Origin of the sequence: Duganella sp. Dugasp56 (assembly GCF_047304105.1) — a bacterium.
GTDB classification, from domain to species: Bacteria; Pseudomonadota; Gammaproteobacteria; order Burkholderiales; family Burkholderiaceae_D; genus Rugamonas; species Rugamonas hordei.
Window position 1 is genome coordinate 69644 of the sequence record NZ_JBGLYQ010000027.1, and the last position, 17958, is coordinate 87601.

At 64.7% G+C, this 17958-nt stretch carries 17 protein-coding genes; 3 read left to right on the forward strand and 14 right to left on the reverse strand.

Annotation, left to right across the window (positions count from 1 at the left end):
• Positions 1 to 3: 3 nt before the first annotated feature.
• The 3 genes from ACCD07_RS19465 to ACCD07_RS19475 all read right to left on the reverse strand — a co-directional run bounded on the left by ACCD07_RS19465 (position 4) and on the right by ACCD07_RS19475 (position 3485).
• Positions 4 to 1944 carry a serine protein kinase gene (locus tag ACCD07_RS19465; RefSeq protein ID WP_176651261.1) on the reverse strand — a complete coding sequence of 647 codons (1941 nt, stop codon included), beginning with the start codon at positions 1942 to 1944 and terminating at the stop codon, positions 4 to 6.
• Positions 1945 to 2049: 105 nt separating this feature from the next.
• Positions 2050 to 2961: a LysR family transcriptional regulator gene (locus ACCD07_RS19470; RefSeq protein WP_353398840.1), complete on the reverse strand. Its 912-nt coding sequence runs from the start codon at positions 2959 to 2961 to the stop codon at positions 2050 to 2052.
• 101 nt (positions 2962 to 3062) lie between these two features.
• Complete coding sequence (locus ACCD07_RS19475; protein WP_176650864.1) at positions 3063 to 3485, reverse strand: hypothetical protein; 423 nt, start codon at positions 3483 to 3485, stop codon at positions 3063 to 3065.
• 534 nt (positions 3486 to 4019) lie between these two features.
• On the opposite strand from ACCD07_RS19475, the gene ACCD07_RS19480 reads away from it, so the two are divergent.
• Positions 4020 to 4769 (forward strand): SDR family oxidoreductase, encoded by a 750-nt coding sequence (locus ACCD07_RS19480; RefSeq protein WP_176650865.1) that lies wholly within the window; start codon positions 4020 to 4022, stop codon positions 4767 to 4769.
• Between the two features lie 16 nt (positions 4770 to 4785).
• Here the strand turns inward: ACCD07_RS19480 and ACCD07_RS19485 are convergent, their stop codons facing one another.
• From ACCD07_RS19485 to ACCD07_RS19530, 10 genes are all read right to left on the reverse strand, one after another.
• Complete coding sequence (locus tag ACCD07_RS19485) at positions 4786 to 5196, reverse strand: Hpt domain-containing protein (RefSeq protein WP_176650866.1); 411 nt, start codon at positions 5194 to 5196, stop codon at positions 4786 to 4788.
• Between the two features lie 74 nt (positions 5197 to 5270).
• Positions 5271 to 6146: a proteasome-type protease gene (locus ACCD07_RS19490; protein WP_176650867.1), complete on the reverse strand. Its 876-nt coding sequence runs from the start codon at positions 6144 to 6146 to the stop codon at positions 5271 to 5273.
• Between the two features lie 44 nt (positions 6147 to 6190).
• A complete protein-coding gene (locus ACCD07_RS19495; protein WP_176650868.1) occupies positions 6191 to 6994 on the reverse strand; it encodes a transglutaminase-like domain-containing protein in 804 nt (267 codons plus the stop codon).
• 13 nt (positions 6995 to 7007) lie between these two features.
• A complete protein-coding gene (locus tag ACCD07_RS19500) occupies positions 7008 to 7952 on the reverse strand; it encodes an alpha-E domain-containing protein (RefSeq protein ID WP_176650869.1) in 945 nt (314 codons plus the stop codon).
• Positions 7953 to 7962: 10 nt separating this feature from the next.
• The gene (locus ACCD07_RS19505) at positions 7963 to 9393 is read right to left on the reverse strand and encodes a circularly permuted type 2 ATP-grasp protein (protein WP_176650870.1); all 1431 of its coding nucleotides are present in this window, start codon (positions 9391 to 9393) and stop codon (positions 7963 to 7965) included.
• An 80-nt stretch (positions 9394 to 9473) separates the two neighbouring features.
• Positions 9474 to 10556 (reverse strand): ABC transporter substrate-binding protein, encoded by a 1083-nt coding sequence (locus ACCD07_RS19510; protein WP_413448289.1) that lies wholly within the window; start codon positions 10554 to 10556, stop codon positions 9474 to 9476.
• A gap of 107 nt (positions 10557 to 10663) precedes the next feature.
• Entirely contained in the window at positions 10664 to 11188 is a 525-nt protein-coding gene (locus ACCD07_RS19515; RefSeq protein ID WP_413448290.1) for a PRC-barrel domain-containing protein, read from the reverse strand.
• A gap of 139 nt (positions 11189 to 11327) precedes the next feature.
• A complete protein-coding gene (locus tag ACCD07_RS19520; RefSeq protein ID WP_353398851.1) occupies positions 11328 to 12797 on the reverse strand; it encodes a diguanylate cyclase in 1470 nt (489 codons plus the stop codon).
• Positions 12798 to 12853: 56 nt separating this feature from the next.
• Positions 12854 to 14092: a D-amino acid dehydrogenase gene (locus tag ACCD07_RS19525; protein WP_413448291.1), complete on the reverse strand. Its 1239-nt coding sequence runs from the start codon at positions 14090 to 14092 to the stop codon at positions 12854 to 12856.
• Positions 14093 to 14094: 2 nt separating this feature from the next.
• Positions 14095 to 15387: a serine hydrolase domain-containing protein gene (locus ACCD07_RS19530; RefSeq protein ID WP_413448292.1), complete on the reverse strand. Its 1293-nt coding sequence runs from the start codon at positions 15385 to 15387 to the stop codon at positions 14095 to 14097.
• A gap of 148 nt (positions 15388 to 15535) precedes the next feature.
• Between ACCD07_RS19530 and ACCD07_RS19535 the strand changes: the two genes are divergently transcribed.
• A complete protein-coding gene (locus ACCD07_RS19535; RefSeq protein ID WP_413448293.1) occupies positions 15536 to 16420 on the forward strand; it encodes an N-acetylmuramic acid 6-phosphate etherase in 885 nt (294 codons plus the stop codon).
• A 10-nt stretch (positions 16421 to 16430) separates the two neighbouring features.
• Here the strand turns inward: ACCD07_RS19535 and ACCD07_RS19540 are convergent, their stop codons facing one another.
• Positions 16431 to 16805 carry a GFA family protein gene (locus ACCD07_RS19540; protein WP_413448294.1) on the reverse strand — a complete coding sequence of 125 codons (375 nt, stop codon included), beginning with the start codon at positions 16803 to 16805 and terminating at the stop codon, positions 16431 to 16433.
• A 128-nt stretch (positions 16806 to 16933) separates the two neighbouring features.
• Here ACCD07_RS19540 and ACCD07_RS19545 point away from each other — a divergent pair, with 128 nt between their 5' ends.
• Positions 16934 to 17824, forward strand: a complete 891-nt coding sequence (locus tag ACCD07_RS19545) for a LysR family transcriptional regulator (protein ID WP_413448295.1) — start codon at positions 16934 to 16936, stop codon at positions 17822 to 17824.
• The last annotated feature ends 134 nt before the right edge of the window (positions 17825 to 17958 follow it).

Here is a 17958-nt window from a genome sequence, read left to right on the forward strand (position 1 = left end):
TCCTCATTCCTGCGCCAGCAGCGTGGTGACGTAGTTCAGCGCCTCGCGCGCGCAATGGCTGTCGTAACCGTATTCGTCGACCAGGCGCCGCTCCACCGCCGAGATCTTGGCCCGCACGTCGTCGTCGGGCCGCTTGGCCGAGCTGACCAGCCGCAGCACATCGCGCCGCTGCTCGAACAGGTATTGCTGCAGGGCGTCGCGCAGCTGCGCATGGCTGCCCAGGCCGAAACGCTGGCCGCGCTTGTACGCGCTCATCGCCTTGCGCACCACCTCCTGCCGGAACGACTGCTTGCCGGAATCGGAAATCTGGATTTTCTCCTCCACCGCGCGCAGGAAGCGCTCGTCCGGCCGCCGCTCCTCGCTGGTGATCGGGTCCTTGACCTGGCGGTTGTCCAGCATGGCCTCGACCTCGTCCAGGTACTTGCCCAGCAACTCCTCGACTTCCTGTTCGAACGACACGAACAAGGCCTTGTGCACGTCCTCTTTGACCCAGCGGTTGTAGAAATCCTTGCGCGTCAACACCAGATAGTCGACCCACTTGCGCTTGCGCGCCGGCTCGATGCGGGCGTCGCTTTCTATGCCGTCCTTCAAGGCCAGCAGCAGGTCCATCGTGGTCAGGCTGCTGCGCGGCGACTGGATGATGGCGTTCGACAGCGCGTTGATGACGAAGCGGGGCGAGACGCCGGACAGGCCCTCGTCGGGCGCTTTTTCCTTGCTGCGCACGCGCTGCGCCTCCGCCTGGTGCACGCCGTCCACATCCTCGCCGGCATGGATGCGCACCCGCCTGGCCAGCTCGCCGTCGCGGTCCTCGCCCTCGTGCAGCCGGCTGAGCACCGCGAACACGGCGGCCGAATGCAGCACATGCGGGTCCAGGTGCACGCTGCGGAAGGCCGGCGCCGCCGCCAGGATCAGCTTGTGATAGATGCGCGCCTCCTCGCGGTAATTCAGCGTGTAGGGCACCTGCACGATCACCATCCGGTCCAGCAGGCCCTCGTTCTCGCTTTCCTGCAAAAACTTGCGGAACTCGGCCAGGTTGGTGTGGGCCAGGATGGTCTCGTCCAGATAGATCAGCGGGAAGCGCGCGACCTTGACGTTCTTCTCCTGCGTCAAGGTCAGCAGTAGATAGAGGAACTCGCGCTTGACCTTGAGGATTTCGATCATCTCCAGCATGCCGCGGCTGGCCGCGTACACCGCGCCCGACCACGACCAGGCGCGCGGATCGCCCTCGTCGCCGTACTCGGCCACCTTGGACAGGTCGACCGAACCGACCAGGTCGGCGATGTCGGCCGTGTTCGGATCGTGCGGCGCGTAGGTGCCGATGCCGCTGCGGCCGGCCTCGGAAATGAAGATGCGCTCGACCGGCATGCGCAGGAAGTCGCCGCCGTATTCCTGCTCCAGCCGCACGCGGCAATGCGGACACAGCTCGCCCGACAGGTCGACGCCGTAGCCTTCGCGAAAGCCCGGGCGCATCGTGTGCGGCACCAGGTGCAGCGGCGACTCGTGCACCGGACAGCCGGCGATGCCGTACAAGGCGCCGGCGTCGGTGTAACTGTATTCCTCCAGCCCCCGCTTGAGCCGTATCACCAGCGTCGACTTGCCGCCGGACGGCGGCCCCAGCAGCAACAGCAGGCGCCGCCCGACCTCCGAGCCGGCCGCCGCCGCCTTGAAATAGTCGGCCACCCGCGCCAGCGCGTCGTCGATGCCGAACAGCTCGTCGGCGAACAGGCTGAAGCGCAGCTTGCCGTCCTCGCCTTGCTGGCCGCTCCAGCACAACATGTCCCACAGGTATTGGTGCGAACTGCGCGCGAACTGGCAGGGCGCCGCCGGCAGCAATTGCTCCATGAACTGGGCAAAGCTGCCGCTCCAGTGACCCGCCCGGTGCTGTCGTGTATAGGCCAGCAGTTGCTCCCTGTACTGCTCCCGGTATTGCTCGCCATCATCCATCTTCACAGTTCCTCCAGTGCGGTCAGCACTTTTGAGTATCTGCGTTACAGATGGCAGGTCGTCTGATCTGCGTCAATTGAAAAAACGGATTTATAAGTAGGGAAATCAGTCGACTCGGTCCCACGGCGGAATGCCGGAAAATTCTTCCACGAGGAAATCGATCATCACCCGCACCTTGGCGCTCAGGTGGCGGCGGCTGGGATAGACCGCCAGCACGTCGATATCGGGCATGTGGTAGTCGGGCAGCACGCGCACCAGGCGGCCGGCGCGCAGGTCGGCGCCGACCAGGAAGCTCGGCTGCCAGATCACGCCCAGCCCGCCGATCGCGGCCGCGCGCGCGGTGTCGCCGTTATTGCTGTGCATTACGCACTGCACCTTGACCGATTGCGGCTGGCCGTTCGCATCGAGGATCTGCCATTCGTCGGCCGTGGCCGAATAGCTGTAGCCGATGCAGGTGTGCTGCAGCAGGTCGGCCGGCTGCATCGGCATGCCGCAGCGCTGGACGTACTCCGGCGCCGCGCACAGGATGTTGTGCGACGTGGCCAGCTTGCGCGCCACATGGGAGGTCGAGCCGGCGCGCGAAATGCGGATCGCCATGTCGTAACCTTCCTCGACGATGTCGACCACGCGGTCGATCAGCGCGACGTCGAGCTGCATGTCGGGATATTGCCGCATGAATTTGGCCCACAGCGGCGCCAGGTGCAGCACGCCGAAGCTGAGCGGGGCGTTGATGCGCAGCAGGCCGTGCGGCTGCATGGTGGCCGAGGAAACGATGGCCTCGGCCTCGGCCACGTCGTCGAGGATGGACTTGGCGCGCTCGAACAGCGCCTCGCCGCTGGACGTCAGCGACATCTTGCGTGAGCTGCGGTTCAGCAGCCGTGTTTGCAGGTGCGCCTCCAGGTCGCTGATGTAGCGGGTAACGTTGGCCGGCGAGGTGTCCAGCGCCTCCGCCGCGCGGGCGAAGCCATCCCTGCGTACCACTTCAACGAACACTTCCAGTGCACGCAACCTGTCCATTCCGGCCTCCCATTCAGTATTTGTAAATTATAAAGCAGGCGGGCAATAAAAAAGCCGCAACACCCGGAGGTATTACGGCTCTATGCTGGAGCTTGCTGAGCTTAATGCGGCGCGATGTAATTCACGTTGGCGGCTTCCTTGATCAAGCGGCTGGTGCTGATACTGCCGGCGGTGGTGTCCATGCCGGTGGCGCCACCGTGGTACATGCCGACCAGGCCGACAGCGGCCTGCGCATCGCCGGCGCTGGCGGCGCGTTCGAACAGCTGGCGCGCTTCGCTGCGCTTGGCGGGATTGGATAAGTAGCGCAGCGCCAGTTCGCGCTGGGCGACCGGCGAACCCTGGTCGGCCCATTCCTGCAAGCGGCGCTCGGCGGCTGCCTGGCCTTGCGGCCCCAGCTGCATTGCCGCGGCCTCGATCACCGTCGGCGAGGGGATCGCGTCTTCCTGTGCCTGGCAGGCGATCAACGCTCCGACCAGCACCAGGACAGACGATACCAGCACGCCAGACTTGTTGAATAATTCCATATGTTAGTTACCCTTGGTTAAATCAGTGCCACTACGGTAAGGAAAGTCTTCCTACAATTCACTCCAAGGAGACGCTTGTGGCCATCTTTCGCAGCACTTCAAGCTCGTAACGACAAAAATCCAGCGACGCATTGCAGCATTATACTTGCACACGGGCAAATTGTCTAATACGCAATACGCGAAACGTAGTAAATCGTTATTTCCATTCTACAAAATTGTCCAAAATCACGACGCACGCTTGATGTAGCCTCGCTTCCGCCTTGCTATCCAGGACCATGCTGCAGAATGATGGCGATATTAACACGAACAATTTCCTACTCTTGTAGGCAGCGCGTTAATCAGGGTAACAATTGTAACCATTCGTTAGCACCCTTGGCGCAGTCTGCAGGTTGCAATGCAGCAGGCTCATCCATTCATAATTAATGAATGGAACATGCTTGTTTTGCCGATTGTTGATAGTACGACTGAATCATATAGTGGAGTCCATGGCAGCCAACCCGGCGCTGCAACTTAACCCTACTTCAGGAGTCCATCATGAATCGCTTCGCAAACAAAACTGTACTGGTGACCGGTGGTAACAGCGGTATTGGCCTGGCCACCGCCCAACAATTCGCCAGGGAAGGCGCCCGCGTGGTCATCACCGGCCGCGACCAGGCCAAGCTGGATGAGGCGCGCGAACAACTGGGCGGCGGCGCCATCGCCATCGTCAGCGATGCCGCCGACAGCCAATCCGCCGCCGCGCTGGGCGCCCGGCTAAGCGCGCTGGGCCTGACGCTGGATGCCGTGTTCATCAATGCAGGTGTGGCCAAGTTCTCGCCGCTGGGCAATGTTGACGACGCTTTCTGGGACCACATCTTCAATACCAACGTCAAGGGCGCCTATTTCACCATCCAGGCCGTCACGCCGCTGCTGAACCCGGGCGCCGCCGTGATCCTGAACGGTTCGATCAATGCCCACATCGGCATGGAAAATTCCAGCGTCTACGCCGCCAGCAAGGCGGCCCTGATTTCACTGGCCAAGACGCTGTCGGCCGAGCTGATAGGCCGTGGCGCCCGTGTCAACGTGGTCAGCCCCGGCCCGGTCGCCACGCCGCTGTACGGCAAGCTGGGCATGGAGGCGGAACAATTGAACGAAGTGGCGGCCGGCATCCAGGCCATGATCCCGCTGAAACGCTTCGGCACGCCGGATGAGGTGGCAAGTGCGGTGGTTTATCTGTCGAGCCCGGAAGCCGCGTTTATCGTCGGCACCGAGCTGATCGTTGATGGCGGCATGAGCCAGCTGTAGGCGCAACGGCCCGGGTTCAAGCCTGGGCCGTTTTTCCGTCTTGCGGGGCGTTGCGCTGCAGCCATTCGTTGGCCGATCGCAAGACCAGCATGTACTCCGCCTCGAGCGCGGCGAACAGGGCGGGGATCTGGTCGAGCTGACGCTCGGCGATCGCCTGTTCCACCTTCAGCGACGACGCCACCAGGCGCTTGGCGCCCAGCGTGCCGATCGAGCCGCGCAGGCTGTGCAGGAGCTTGCCGGCCTCCGGCAGGCGCTCTTCGCGCAGCGCGGCGCCGGCCTGCTGGATGGGCGCCAGGCCCGGCGCGCAGGCGTCGCGGACGATTTTCGACACGATGGCCAGCGCCTTGTCGTCGTTGCCCATGTATTTCAGTAAGGTATCGACCGAAAAAATCGTTTCCTCGCCCTTCGGCGGTGAGGCGTCAGACATGCGGCGCTCCAAAGCAGTGAAAGTTGAATGTTGCTGCCATCATACCCTTTCCGGGCAGGAGGCCGCCTGCCGTTTTATTGTTGCCCGTCATGAAACTGTTGCGCCAGCGTCTGCAGCGGCGCGGTGGACATTGCCGGGGCGGCCACATTGGCCGGTGGCGCCACCCGCACCGGCTTGCCGCCGCTGCGCGTCGAATGCAACACATTGCTGGTGGCCTCGGGCGCGGCGTTCCAGACCGGGTTGTCCAGCCCCTCGAACACGCTTTTCAGCTGATCGCCCCAGGTGCTGCGTATCATCTGGAAATACTGGTTGCGCTCGTCGATGGTGACGAAATGGGTCACCGCCAGCGCGCCGCTGTCGTAGACCAGCAGGTCCAGCGGCAGGCCGACCGAAACATTCGAGCGCAGGGTCGAATCCATCGAGATCAGCGCGCACTTGGCGGCGTCGTCCAGGCTGGTGGCCGGCGTCACCACGCGGTCGATGATGGGCTTGCCGTACTTGGCCTCGCCGATCTGGAAATACGTGTTTTCGTCGTGCGACTCGATGAAGTTGCCGGCCGAGTAGATCTGGAACAGGCGGCAGCGCTCGCCCTTGATCTGGCCGCCGAAGATGATGCTGACGTTGAACTCGATGCCGAACTCGGCCAGCGACTTGGCGTCGCGCTCGTGCACCTGGCGCACGGCGTCGCCGAGGATGCGGGCCGCCTCGTGCATGGTCGGCGCGTTCCAGATGCTGCGCCCGTCGGCGCCGACCTGCTCGGACACCAGCTGGCGTATCGACTGGGAAATCGACAGGTTACCGGCGGTCATCATCACCATCATCCGCTCGCCGGGTATTTCAAACACGCTCATCTTGCGGAAAGTACCGACCTGGTCCACGCCCGCGTTGGTGCGCGAATCGGACAGGAACACCAGCCCTGCATTCAGGCGCATGCCTACACAATATGTCATCTTCGTAGCAAATTATTGATTTCTGGAACGATTATTGTACACCCTCACTGGGGCACGATCTGTACGTCCACGCTCATCGACTCCACGCCGCCGCCGCGCCGCACGCCGCGCACCGGCGCCGCCGCATCGTAATCGCGGCCGATGGCCAGGCGGCAATACGCGTCCGTCATCAGCCGCGCATGGGTGACGTCGATGCTGACCCAGCCGCTGTAATCCTTGTCCTCGGCCCAGGCGTCGACCCAGGCGTGGCTGGCCGCATGGTCGCTGGTTTCCGGATCGATGTAGCCGGACACGTAGCGGGCCGGAATGCCGTGCGCATGACAGCAGGCCAGGAACAGGTGCGCATGGTCCTGGCACACGCCCTGGCCCAGTTCCAGCGCGTCGCTGGCGCTGGTGGTGACGGCGGTCGCACCGCTTTGATACCGGACCGCACCAAAGATGTGCTCAGCCAGGCACATCAGATCCTTGGTCTGGGCCTTGCCGTCCGGCAGGCAAGAGGCCGCCAGTTCCAGGATGCCCGGGGTCTGCTCGGTCAGCCGGGTGGAGACGGTGAAGATCAGCGGCGACACCGTGTCGCCGTTGGGAATCCTGCCGTTGACCGGGCTGGTGGTCTCCACCACGCCGGAGGCGACGATGGCCAGGCCCTGGTGCGGCACGTTCATCGTCATCATGTGCGACAGGTTGCCGTAGGCGTCCGTGTACGCGTGCACGTGGCCGGGCATGGCGATATTCCACGATAAAACGTGTTGCTGCGCCTCCGCACGCGGCGTCAGGTGCAGCTGCTGGATGGTGTACGCCAGCGGGGTGGTGTAGGTGTAGCGTGTCTCGTGTCGTATATTGAGTTGCATGGAATAGTCTCGGTCATGCCGCCAGCGGCACCAGGAAATCGCGGCTGACGCGGTTGCCCAACTGATAGATGTCCGCCAGGAAGCGCGTCAGCGTGTCGTGCAGGCCGTTGGCCAGGATGTCGTCGAGCTTGGCGAATCGCAGGTCGGCGTGCAGCTTGCCGGCGAAGCGCTCGGTATCGGCCGACACGTCGTTGCGCACCTCGCGCAGGTTTTGCACCACCTCGTCCATGCAGGCCAGCAGCGAGCGCGGCATGTCTCCGCGCAACATCAGCAGCTCGGCGATGCGGGCCGGGGTGATCACGTCGCGATACACCTTGCGGTAGATCTCGAAGCCGGAAACGGAGCGCAGCAGCGCGCCCCAGTAATAAAAGTCGCGCTGGCTCATGGTGCCGCTTTCGGCGCCGCCGCCGTGGAATTTGACGTCCAGGATGCGCGCCGTGTTGTCGGCCCGCTCGAGGAAGGTGCCCAGGCGGATGAAATGCACGGCCTCGTCGCGCAGCATGGTGCCGACCGTCACGCCGCGCGACAGGTGCGAACGGAACTTGACCCACTCGAAAAACTTGCTCGGATCGTTTTCCAGCAAGTCGCTGTCCAGGCGTTTTTGCATGTCCAGCCAGGTCTGGTTCTGGATTTCCCACACTTCGGTGGTCAGCGTGCCGCGCACGGCGCGGGCGTTTTCGCGCGCCTCGGTCAGGCAGGCCACGATGGACGAAGGGTTGTCCGGATCGCGCACCATGAAATCGATGACGGCGCGCGCCTCCAGCGTATCGTACTTGAGGTCGAACGCCGATTGCAGCTCGGAAATGCCGAGCATGGCGCGCCAGCCGCGGGCGTTTTCCGCGTCGGACTGCGGCAGCATCGAGGTCTGCACGTTCACATCCAGCATGCGCGCGGTGTTTTCGGCGCGCTCGGTGTAGCGGGCCATCCAGAACAGGTGATCTGCGGTGCGGCTTAACATTGTTGTCTCCTTAGCGTTCCAGTATCCAGGTATCCTTGGTGCCGCCGCCTTGCGACGAGTTCACCACCAGCGAGCCCTCCTGCAGGGCGACGCGGGTCAGGCCGCCGGGCACCATCGAAATGGTCTTGCCGGACAGCACAAACGGACGCAGATCGATGTGACGCGGCGCGATGCCGTTTTCCACATAGGTCGGGCAGGCCGACAGGGCCAGCGTCGGCTGGGCGATGTAGCCGTCCGGCCGGGCCAGCAGGCGCTGGCGGAAATCCTCGATCTGCTGCTTGGTCGAGGCCGGACCGACCAGCATGCCGTAGCCGCCGGCGCCGTGCACTTCCTTGACCACCAGCTCCGGCAGGTTGGCCAGCGTGTACTGCAAATCCTCCTGCTTCCTGCACTGGTAGGTCGGCACGTTGTTCAGCACCGGTTCCTCCGACAGGTAGAACTTGATCATGTCGGGCACGAACGGGTAGATCGACTTGTCGTCGGCCACGCCGGTGCCGATGGCGTTGGCCAAGGTCACGCGGCCGGCGCGGTAGACCGACAGCAGGCCCGGCACGCCCAGCGACGAATCCGGGCGGAAGGCCAGCGGATCGAGGAAATCGTCGTCGAGCCGGCGGTAGATCACGTCCACCCGCTTCGGTCCGCGCGTGGTGCGCATGAACACGGTATTGTCGCTGACGAACAAATCCTTGCCCTCGACCAGCTCCACGCCCATCTGCTGGGCCAGGAAGGCGTGCTCGAAATAGGCCGAGTTGTACATGCCCGGCGTCATCACGACCACCGTCGGGTCGTTGACGCCCATGGGCGCGACCGAGCGCAGGTTATCGAGCAGCAAGTCGGGATAGTGGTCGACCGGCGCGATCTTGTTGCGGGCGAATAGCTCCGGGAACAGCCGCATCATCATCTTGCGGTCTTCCAGCATGTAGGACACGCCGGACGGCACCCGCAGGTTGTCTTCCAGCACGTAGAACTCGCCCTGGCCGGCACGCACGATGTCGACCCCGGCGATGTGGGCGTAGATGTCGGACACCACGTTGATGCCCTGCATCTCCGGCCGGTACTGCGCGTTCTTGTAGATCTGCTCGGCGGGGATGATGCCGGCCTTGATGATGTTCTGGTCGTGATAGATATCGTGTATGAACATGTTCAGCGCCTTGACGCGCTGGACCAGCCCGGTCTGCAGCTGCGTCCATTCGGCCGCCGGGATGATGCGCGGAATGGTGTCGAATGGAATCAGCCGTTCGGTGCCGGCATCGTCGCCGTAGACGGCGAAGGTAATGCCGACCCGGCGGAAGGTCAGGTCGGCCTCGGCGCGCTTGCGCTCGATGGTTTCGGCGGACTGGCGCTGCAGCCAGCCGCAGAACTCGCGGTAGTGTTCACGGACCTCGGAACTGGCATGGTGCGCCAGGCCATCAGCGGTCATTTCGTTAAAGAATTTTGCCATATCGAACATTCCCTGGTGAGTACGTTTACCTTCTATCAAGAAGCGTGCCAGAGCAAATGCCCGGTTTTGGTGCAATTAAGTCATTTTGCCAAGTCGATCTGCCAGAAGCCGTTGCTGGCCTCGGTCTTGCGGTCCGCCAGCGCGGAGGGGAGGGTGATGTGCAGCGCCGCCATGCGCGCCGGATCGACCAGCACCGTCGGGTTTTGCTGGCGCAGGATGGGCAGCACGTCCGGCTTGGTGTGGCGCTGCAGGATCTTGGCGGCCTGGTTGCCGGCCAGGCGGCCGACCTGCGTGAAGTCGGCGCCGATGTACAGCGCCGCGCCCGGCACGCGCACCATCGCCAGCGTCACCACCGGCACCTGGTTTTCCATGCCGAAATCGCCCAGGTCCATCGCCGCCTCGTAGCGATGCAGGCCGTAGTAGGTGTCCAGCGGCACGGCGAACATGTCGACGCCGTGCCCGCCGTTGTACAGTTCCTTGAGCGTGGGCGCGATGTGGTCGGTCTTGTTGACCAGCCGCGCGCTGACCTCCAGTCCCAGCGGCTTGCCGCTGCCGGTGGCGGCCGCCACGTTGGCGACGCCGTTTTCATCGTCGGTATGGACCATGCCGATCCGGTGCACATTGGGGAACACGTCCCTGACCAGCTTCAGCGAGTCGGACATGTCGGTGTACAGGGTGGAGCCGGTGGTGCCTTCGCCGCCGTCGACCAGCGACACGCAGCCGGCGTCCTCGGGATTGGCCACGGCCGTGAACACCAGCGGGATGTGGGCCTCGGCCAGCATGCCGCGCGCGTACTTGGTGGCCGGCGTGCCGATGGTCAGCACCATGTCCGGCTTGGCGTTGACGATGCGGCCGGCCTCCTGGCGGATGCGCAGCAGCACGCCGAGCTTGCTCCAGAAACCGCCTTTTTCCACGTCGAAGTCGATCGCCACGCGGTTGACGCTCAGGTTCTTGCCGGCCACCAGCCCGCTCGCCTGCAGCGACGAGATGAAACCGTTGTAGGCTTCCTGGTAGGGTTCGATGTCGGTGACTTGCAGCACTTCCACCTTGAACACGCGGGTGTCGTCCATGGTTTCCGGCGGCAACGGTTCAAAGGCAAAGGCGGGGAGGAGGATGGCGCTCAGCGCCAGTACCAGAGAAAGGGTTGGAAGGGTTTTGCGCATGGGGCGGTCTAGTGGCTGTCGATGCAGCGATTAGACCAGAGAAGCCCGCCAGGCATGCGTGCTATCGCATGCCTTGACGAGCCAATGTGTGCGCCCTGTGGGCCAGATTACAGGTCGCCGCTGCGGCTGCCAGGAGCGGTGGTGCCGCCGCTGTAGCCCGGATCGCTCTGCAGGCTGCCGCTGCTGCTGCCCATCACGCTGCCGCTGGCGGTGCGGGCGCCCGGCATGTTCTGCTGGGTGCCATAGAAATTGTGCATCTGGGTGCTGAATTCCGCGCTGGCCATGTCGGGCCAGTTGTCCTTGTCGAAGCCCGGCGCGTTTTTCAGGTGCTCCTTGGTCACGTCCAGCAGGAAGCGCTTGTTGACGGTGTCGAGCTGCAGTGCCTGCCAAGGCACGGCGAACAGCTTGTCGCCCATGCCCAGCCAGCCGCCGAAGGACAGCACGGCATAGGCCACCTGGCCCTGGCGCATGTCGAGCATGATTTCCTTGATGTCGCCCAGGTCTTCGTCCTGGCGGTTGTAGACGTCCTCGCCGATCAGCGTGTCGGCGCCCATCAGGCGTGGGCCGGGGCCGCTGTCGGTGTCGCTGTCGTTACTGTAGATGCCATATGTGTCGCGGTCTAGGTAGCTCATTTTGGTCTCCAGATGGTTGGTAAAGTCCCTGCGTCAACGACGCGGCGACAATGCTCATCATGCTAGGACCGCGACAGTACAGGTATAGGTGCGCGTGTGGTGTCGGTGTAGGACAGGGATTAGTTCCTGGGGAACCAAGTCAGGCGGACCGCAGCACCACGCGGTTGCGGCCGTCGCGCTTGGCCTCGTACAGCGCATGGTCGCTGCGTTCGATCCACCGCTGATGGCTCTGCTCGGCCGCATCGAACAGGGCGATGCCGAGACTGATGGTGATGTGCAGCGTGCCGCCTGCGCAGGCCACCGGCAGCTCGGCCACGCGCTGGCGCAGGCGTTCGGCAAACGCATGGGCGCCTTCGGCGTCGACCTGCGGCAGGATGATCAGGAATTCCTCGCCGCCGTAGCGGCAGGCGCTGTCGATGTCGCGCGTCATGGCGCGGATTTCCGCCGCCAGCATGCGGATCGCCTCGTCGCCGACCGGATGGCCGTGGCCGTCGTTGATGCGCTTGAAATGATCGATGTCTATCATCAACAGCGCCGCGCCATGGCCCAGGCGGCGCGCGCGCTGCCATTCTGCGGCGATGCGCTCGTCCGCCACGCGGCGGTTGTGCAGGCCGGTCAGGCTGTCGGTGCCGGCCAGCGTGTACAGCCGCTGGTTGGCCACGCGCAGCTCGTCCAGCAGCTGGTTGGTCAGGCTCTGCCAGTGCACGAACATCTGGTAGCCGAAAAACGCGATGAAGGCGACGATCAACGCCATCACCCAGTAGAACGCCCAGGTGGTATCCCTGGCCACCGCCATCACCGCCGCCAGCCCCGGCGAGATGCCGCCCGACTGCGCCAGCAGCAGGCGGTCGGCCAGTTGCAGCGTGGCATAGCCGTACAGCAGCACGCCGCCGGACACGCAGCCCAGCAGCCGCAACACCGAGCGGCGCGGATCGGCGCCCGGCTTGACCAGCAAGTATCGCCGCGCCGACTGCCATCGCTCGATATGCGGCCACAGCACCGCCAGCAACGGCGCCACGATGACCACGCTTTGCAGGAAGGCGCCCAGCCACCAGCCCTGCCAGATCGGCAGCAGCGCGTTGCTGCCGATGCGGTTGGTGTAGCACCACACCAGCGCGCCGCTGGAACTGAAGATCGCGCCGACAAACGCCAGCTGCAAATAAAACAGCACCGAGCCCGGGTTGTGCAGATGGCGGCTGATCGGGATGGCCCGGTAGCCCAGCGCGACGACGGCGAAGCCCAGCGGATTGGCGGCGCTGAACAGCAACGCCCAGCCCGGCGGCATGCCGCTGTAGAGGGCCAGCATCAGCGTCGCCAGGTAGCCGGGAACCGCGCCCCACCACCAGCCGCAGGTGAGCGTCCACAGCATGCATATCACCAGCGGCGGATAGACGGTGACGTACAGCTCGATCCCGCCCAGCCGGACCGGCAGTCCCGACCAATGCAAGATCACGGTCGCCAGGCCCAGCGCGATGCTGGCCGCCAGCGACAGCAGCCACAAGCCGAACACCAGTTTGCGCTCATGCGGCGCGCCGTCGCGCAACAATCGGCGCATCGACAGGGCGCGGGCCGTATGGTGCGTTTGCGTATGCAGCAGTGAGTGTTTCATGACATTCCCAAGTTCGAATGCCAAATTGTAATGCAAAGTGACTGTCTGGCAACTGATCAGGGCGGCAAACGCAGGCCGTCGAGCGGGAATGGATCCTGTTGGCCGCGCAGCATGCCGGCCAGGATGCTGGCGGTGCCGCAGGCAAACGTGAAGCCGAGCGGACCGTGGCCGACGTTGAGCCACAGATTGTCGTAGCGGGTGGCGCCGATGATGGGCGCGCTGTTCGGCGTGGCCGGACGCAGCCCCGCCCAGGCCTGGGCGCCGGCATAGTCGGCCGCGCCCGGCATGGCTTCCCTGGCCAGCCGCACCAGGCCCTCGACGCGGCGGCGGTCGATGCGGCGGTCGGCGCCGACCAGGTCCACCATCGCTGCGATGCGCAATTGATCGCCGATGCGCGCGTACAGTACCTTGCGCTCGAAATCTGTGACGCTGATTTCCGGCGCAAGGTCCTGCGGGCGTATCGGCGCGCTCAGGCTGTAGCCCTTGAGCGGATAGATCGGCAGGTAGAGGCCGGCGCCGGCCGCCAGGTCGCGGCTGTCGATGCCGGCCGCCAGCACGAAATGGTCGGCGCCCAGCCGGCCGATCGAGGTCTGCAGCCCGGATATCCGGCCGCGCTCGGTCAGCAGCGCCTGCACGTCGCAGCGCAGCACGCCGCTGAAGTTGCGGTGATCTGCCAGACGCTGGCGCAGCGCCACGCAAAACGCGTGACAGTCGGCCACCGCCTCGCCCGGATTGAAGATGCCGCCGGCCAGGTCGCCTTGCAGCGCCGCCAGCGCCGGCTCGTACGCCGCCGTGCCGGCCGGGTCCAGCACGCGGGCGTAGGCGGCCGCGTTGGCGGCGGCGCGATCGAACAAGCGCTTGCTGCGGTAGACCACCAGCTTGCCGGCGTCGCGCCAGGAAAACTCGGACAGCGGCAACTGCAGCGACAGCTCGGTCATCGCATTGCGGCTCAGCTCGCCCAATTGCAGCAAGGTGGCGGTGGTGCGGCGGTTGCTGTCGGCATTGCAGTTGCGCAGGAATTGCGCCAGCCAGCGCCATTGGCGCAGGTCGGCCTCCGGCTTGAAGCGCAGCGGGCCGTCGGGCTGGAACAGCCATTGCAGCGCCTTCAGCGGCACGCCGGCATCGGCCAGCGGCGCCACGTAGCGGTAGCTCAACTGGCCGCCGTTGCGGTAGCTGGCCATGCTGCCGACTTCGGCCTCGCGCTCCAGCAAGCTCACGCTGTAGCCGGCCTCGGCCAGCCACCAGGCCGATGTCAGCCCCACCACGCCACCGCCGATGACTATCACCTGGCTCATCATTATTGGCCGAGGATGGCGTGACGGTACAGCGCCGTCAGGATGCGCTCTTCGCTGCGCGTCATGGCCGAGTAGCGGCCGGGATTGCGCTCGGGATCGGCACCGGTGCCGCCGATCAGCGACACCATGCCGTTGCCGCGCTTCAGGTCGACGACGAAGGTGGAGATCAGCCCGTACGCATCGCCCAGGTGGCCGGCCGCGCTGAAGCCGCCGCCCTCGACCAGCCGGTTGCCGAAGGCGGGCAGGTCTTCGAAGCGCTGGCTGCCCAGGCCCCAGCTGTGGTACAGGCCGCGATAGGTGTCGCCGTTGCTGCCGTTGTCCTGCCATTGCTGGCTGAACATCAGCGTCACGGTCTCGGGCTTGAGTATCTGCCGGCCCTGATACTGTCCCTTGTTGATCAGCATCAGCATGATCTTGCCGAGATCGTTGGCCGAGATGCGCATGCCGCCGGTGGGGCTGAACAGCGTGCCGTTGCCGCCGATGATGTAGTGGGCGATGCCGGCGGGCGCCGCCGGCGGCCGCGTGCCGTAGTCGTCCACTTGCGCGATCCACGGGCCGGCGCTGTCCCACACCTCGGTATCGACGGTGCGCTTGCGGTACAGCGTGGCCACGTCCGCCAGTTCGGCTGCGGAGAATTCGGACGGATTATAGCCGCCGCGTATGCCCATCGGCTCCAGCAGCAGGCGTTTCATCAAGCGGTCGAAACGCTCGCCGCTGACTTTTTCCATGATGGTGCCGATCACGCCCCAGTTCAGGTTGGTATACGTGAAATACGCGCCGGGCGCCGCGTTGGCGGCCGAGGCCCAGACGCCGCCCGCGCCGGTCAGCTTGTCGCGGATGGCGACGTCGGCGCCCCAGGAATAGCCGCCGTCATCGCGCAGCGACGAGGTATGCGTCAGCAACATGCGCAAGGTGATCGGCTGCTCCGGGAAATGAGGATTGCGCAGCGCGTAGCCGAGGTAGCTGCCGGCGTCGGCGTCCAGGTCCAGCAGATGCTGTTCCACCAGTTTCATCACGCCGAAGGTGGTCATCATCTTGGAGATGGAGGCGATGCGGAACATGGTGTCCGCATTGACCGGCGCGGCCGAGGCGCCGATGCGGCGCTGGCCGGTTTGATATTGATACTGCACTTTGCCGTTGCGCACCGCCAGCACCGACAGGCTGGCCAGCGGCATTGCCGGATCGGCGGCCACGGCGGCCAGCTCCTGGTCCAGCGTGGCGGCGGGGCCGGCGCTGACCGCCGTCACGCCGGACATCAACAACATGCCCATCAAGGCCTGCATTTCGCGTTTCATGTTGGCCCTTGGTTATTCGATAGGGCAAGAATACTGTGCCAATCCGACCCAGGCCAATGAAAACCGGCTCTCCTTGTATAACTTTTCGGAATGACCATCTGGCAAGCTTTCATAACCCGCAATCGGCATTCAAGCTTACACTTCTTGCATGCTAAAGACCGAACTCCCGAGTCAGGAACATACCGGCCTGGACCAGTATCCGGTAGCCGAGCTGGTTGGCACGCTGATCGCCGACCAGTTCAACGCGCTGGACGCCGTGCGTGGCGCCGCCGCCGTCATCGCCGCCGCGGTGGACGCGGCGGTGCCACGCATTGCCGCCGGTGGCAGGCTGATTTACGTCGGCGCCGGCACCTCGGGCCGGTTGGGCGTGCTGGACGGCGTCGAGCTGCATCCGACGTTTTCCTGGCCGCATGAACGGGCGCTGTCGCTGCTGGCTGGCGGCAAGGGCGCGATGTTCCAGGCGGTCGAAGGCGCCGAGGACAACCGGGAGCAGGGCGGACTCGACATGGCCGGGCTGCGGCCGCAAGCCAACGACGTCGTCCTGCTGCTGGCCGCCTCCGGCACCACGCCTTACGTGCTGGGCGCGCTGGACGTGGCGCGCGCCAGCGGCGCGCTGACCATAGGCATCGCCAACAACGGCGGCGCGCCGGTCGCCATGCGGGCCGAGTTCGGCATCACGCTCGATACGGGGCCGGAAGTCATCTCCGGCAGCACTCGGCTGAAGGCCGGCACCTCGCAGAAAATCGTCCTCAACACCATCTCCAGCGCCATCATGGTGCGGCTGAACAAGGTCTACGGCAACCTGATGGTCGACATGAAGGCCACCAACGCCAAGCTGGTGCGCCGCGCCGTCGCGCTGACCATGCACGTGACCGGCGCAGACGAGGCCAGCGCCCGCGCGGTGCTGGAACAATGCGGCTTCCACGTCAAGGTCGCCATCGTCGCGCTGATGCGCAAGCGCTCCGTGGCGGACGCGCAAGCCTTGCTCGAGCAAACTCATGGCAGCGTCCGGGCGGCGCTCCTGCTACAGTAGCAATTCACTTCTACCAAAGATTTTTGCCATCAATGACTTCGACGTGAGCGGCGCACGCGTCGAAATTGTCGAAAAGACGCGCGTTGACGCCGATTCGGCGGGTATGCTGATCCCAGCTGCCGTCCATCTCGAAGGCTGGACTGTCGGAGTAGGTCGCACATCCGCAGTTGGCGCAGAAATGATGCGCTACCAGGTTGGTGTTCCAGCGATAGGTCGCGTCGTCGGGCGCCGCGGACGTCACGTGAAACTGGGCCGGGGTGTAATACGCCAGCAGCGCGCCTCGCTTGGCGCAGAACGAACACGTGCAGCGGGTCAGGGCATCGGGTATCCCGCCGTCGATTTGAAAAGTGGTTTTTCCGCAGTGACAGCTTCCTGTGATAGTCATGTCTCGCTCCTGTGCCGGGATTGAACTGGCTAGCGTAGCATTTTCGGAGCGAGAGGGGCGCCGTATGCGTTGCCGCTTACCGTGGCTTGTGTAGAATGCCCATTCATTGCGCTATTGAAAGAAAGACGATGCGGTTACGTCATATCGAAGTTTTCCACGCGATCATGCAGGTCGGCACCATCAGCGGCGCGGCGCAGGTGTTGCACATTTCGCAGCCGGCCGTCACCAAGGTGCTGCAGCATTGCGAGCTGCAACTGGGCATGCCGCTGTTCGAGCGCGTGCGCGGCAAGCTGTACCCGAAGCCGGAAGCGCACCGCCTGTTCGCCGAGACCGAAAAGCTCAACCGCGACCTGCAGGGCATCCGCCGCCTGGCCGCCAGCCTCAAGGGCCGCACGGTGGAAACCATCCGCCTGGTGTCGACGCCGACTATCGCCGTCAGCGTGCTGCCGCAGGCGATGAGCGACTGGCGCCGCGCCTTCGCCGACACCCGCTGCGAACTGGCCACCCACCACACCAGCGAAATCGTCAACACGCTGCGCCTGGGCGAGGCCGACCTCGGCCTGTCGCTGCAGGACCCGCGCCATCCCGGCATCGTCGCCGAACCGATCGCGCAGGGCGTGATGACGGTGATCGCGCCGCTGGGCCGCTGGCCGGACCAGGAAAGCGCCACGCCGCTGACCGCGCCGCAGCTGGAAGGCGAGCTGATCGGCTACGCCGACAACGATCCGCTGGGCGAGATGGTGGTGGCGGCCTGCGAGGCGCAAGGCATCCAGCCGCGCTTCCACACCGTGGTGCAGACTTACCAGATCGCCCGTTCGCTGGTGGAGGCGGGCGGCGGCATGGCGGTGGTCGATCCGTTCACCGCCGCATCCGGCCGCGGACGCCTGCAAAGCCGGCCATGGGCGCCGGAAATTCCCATCCAGCTCTACCTGCTGACGCCGGCCCACGCGCCGCTGTCGCACGGCGCCGGCCAACTGGCCCGCAGCATCGCCGAAGCCGCCCGTGCCTTACTTAGCTGACCGCGCAGCGGCCCGTCGGCTGATGTTTATTAATAACAACGTGGCAAAAAAGATACAAATACCATTTCGCAAATCGCTCCCCACTGGCATGCTGCTGCGCAAAGCCCGGCTTCATTACTAAAAGTTATACGCAC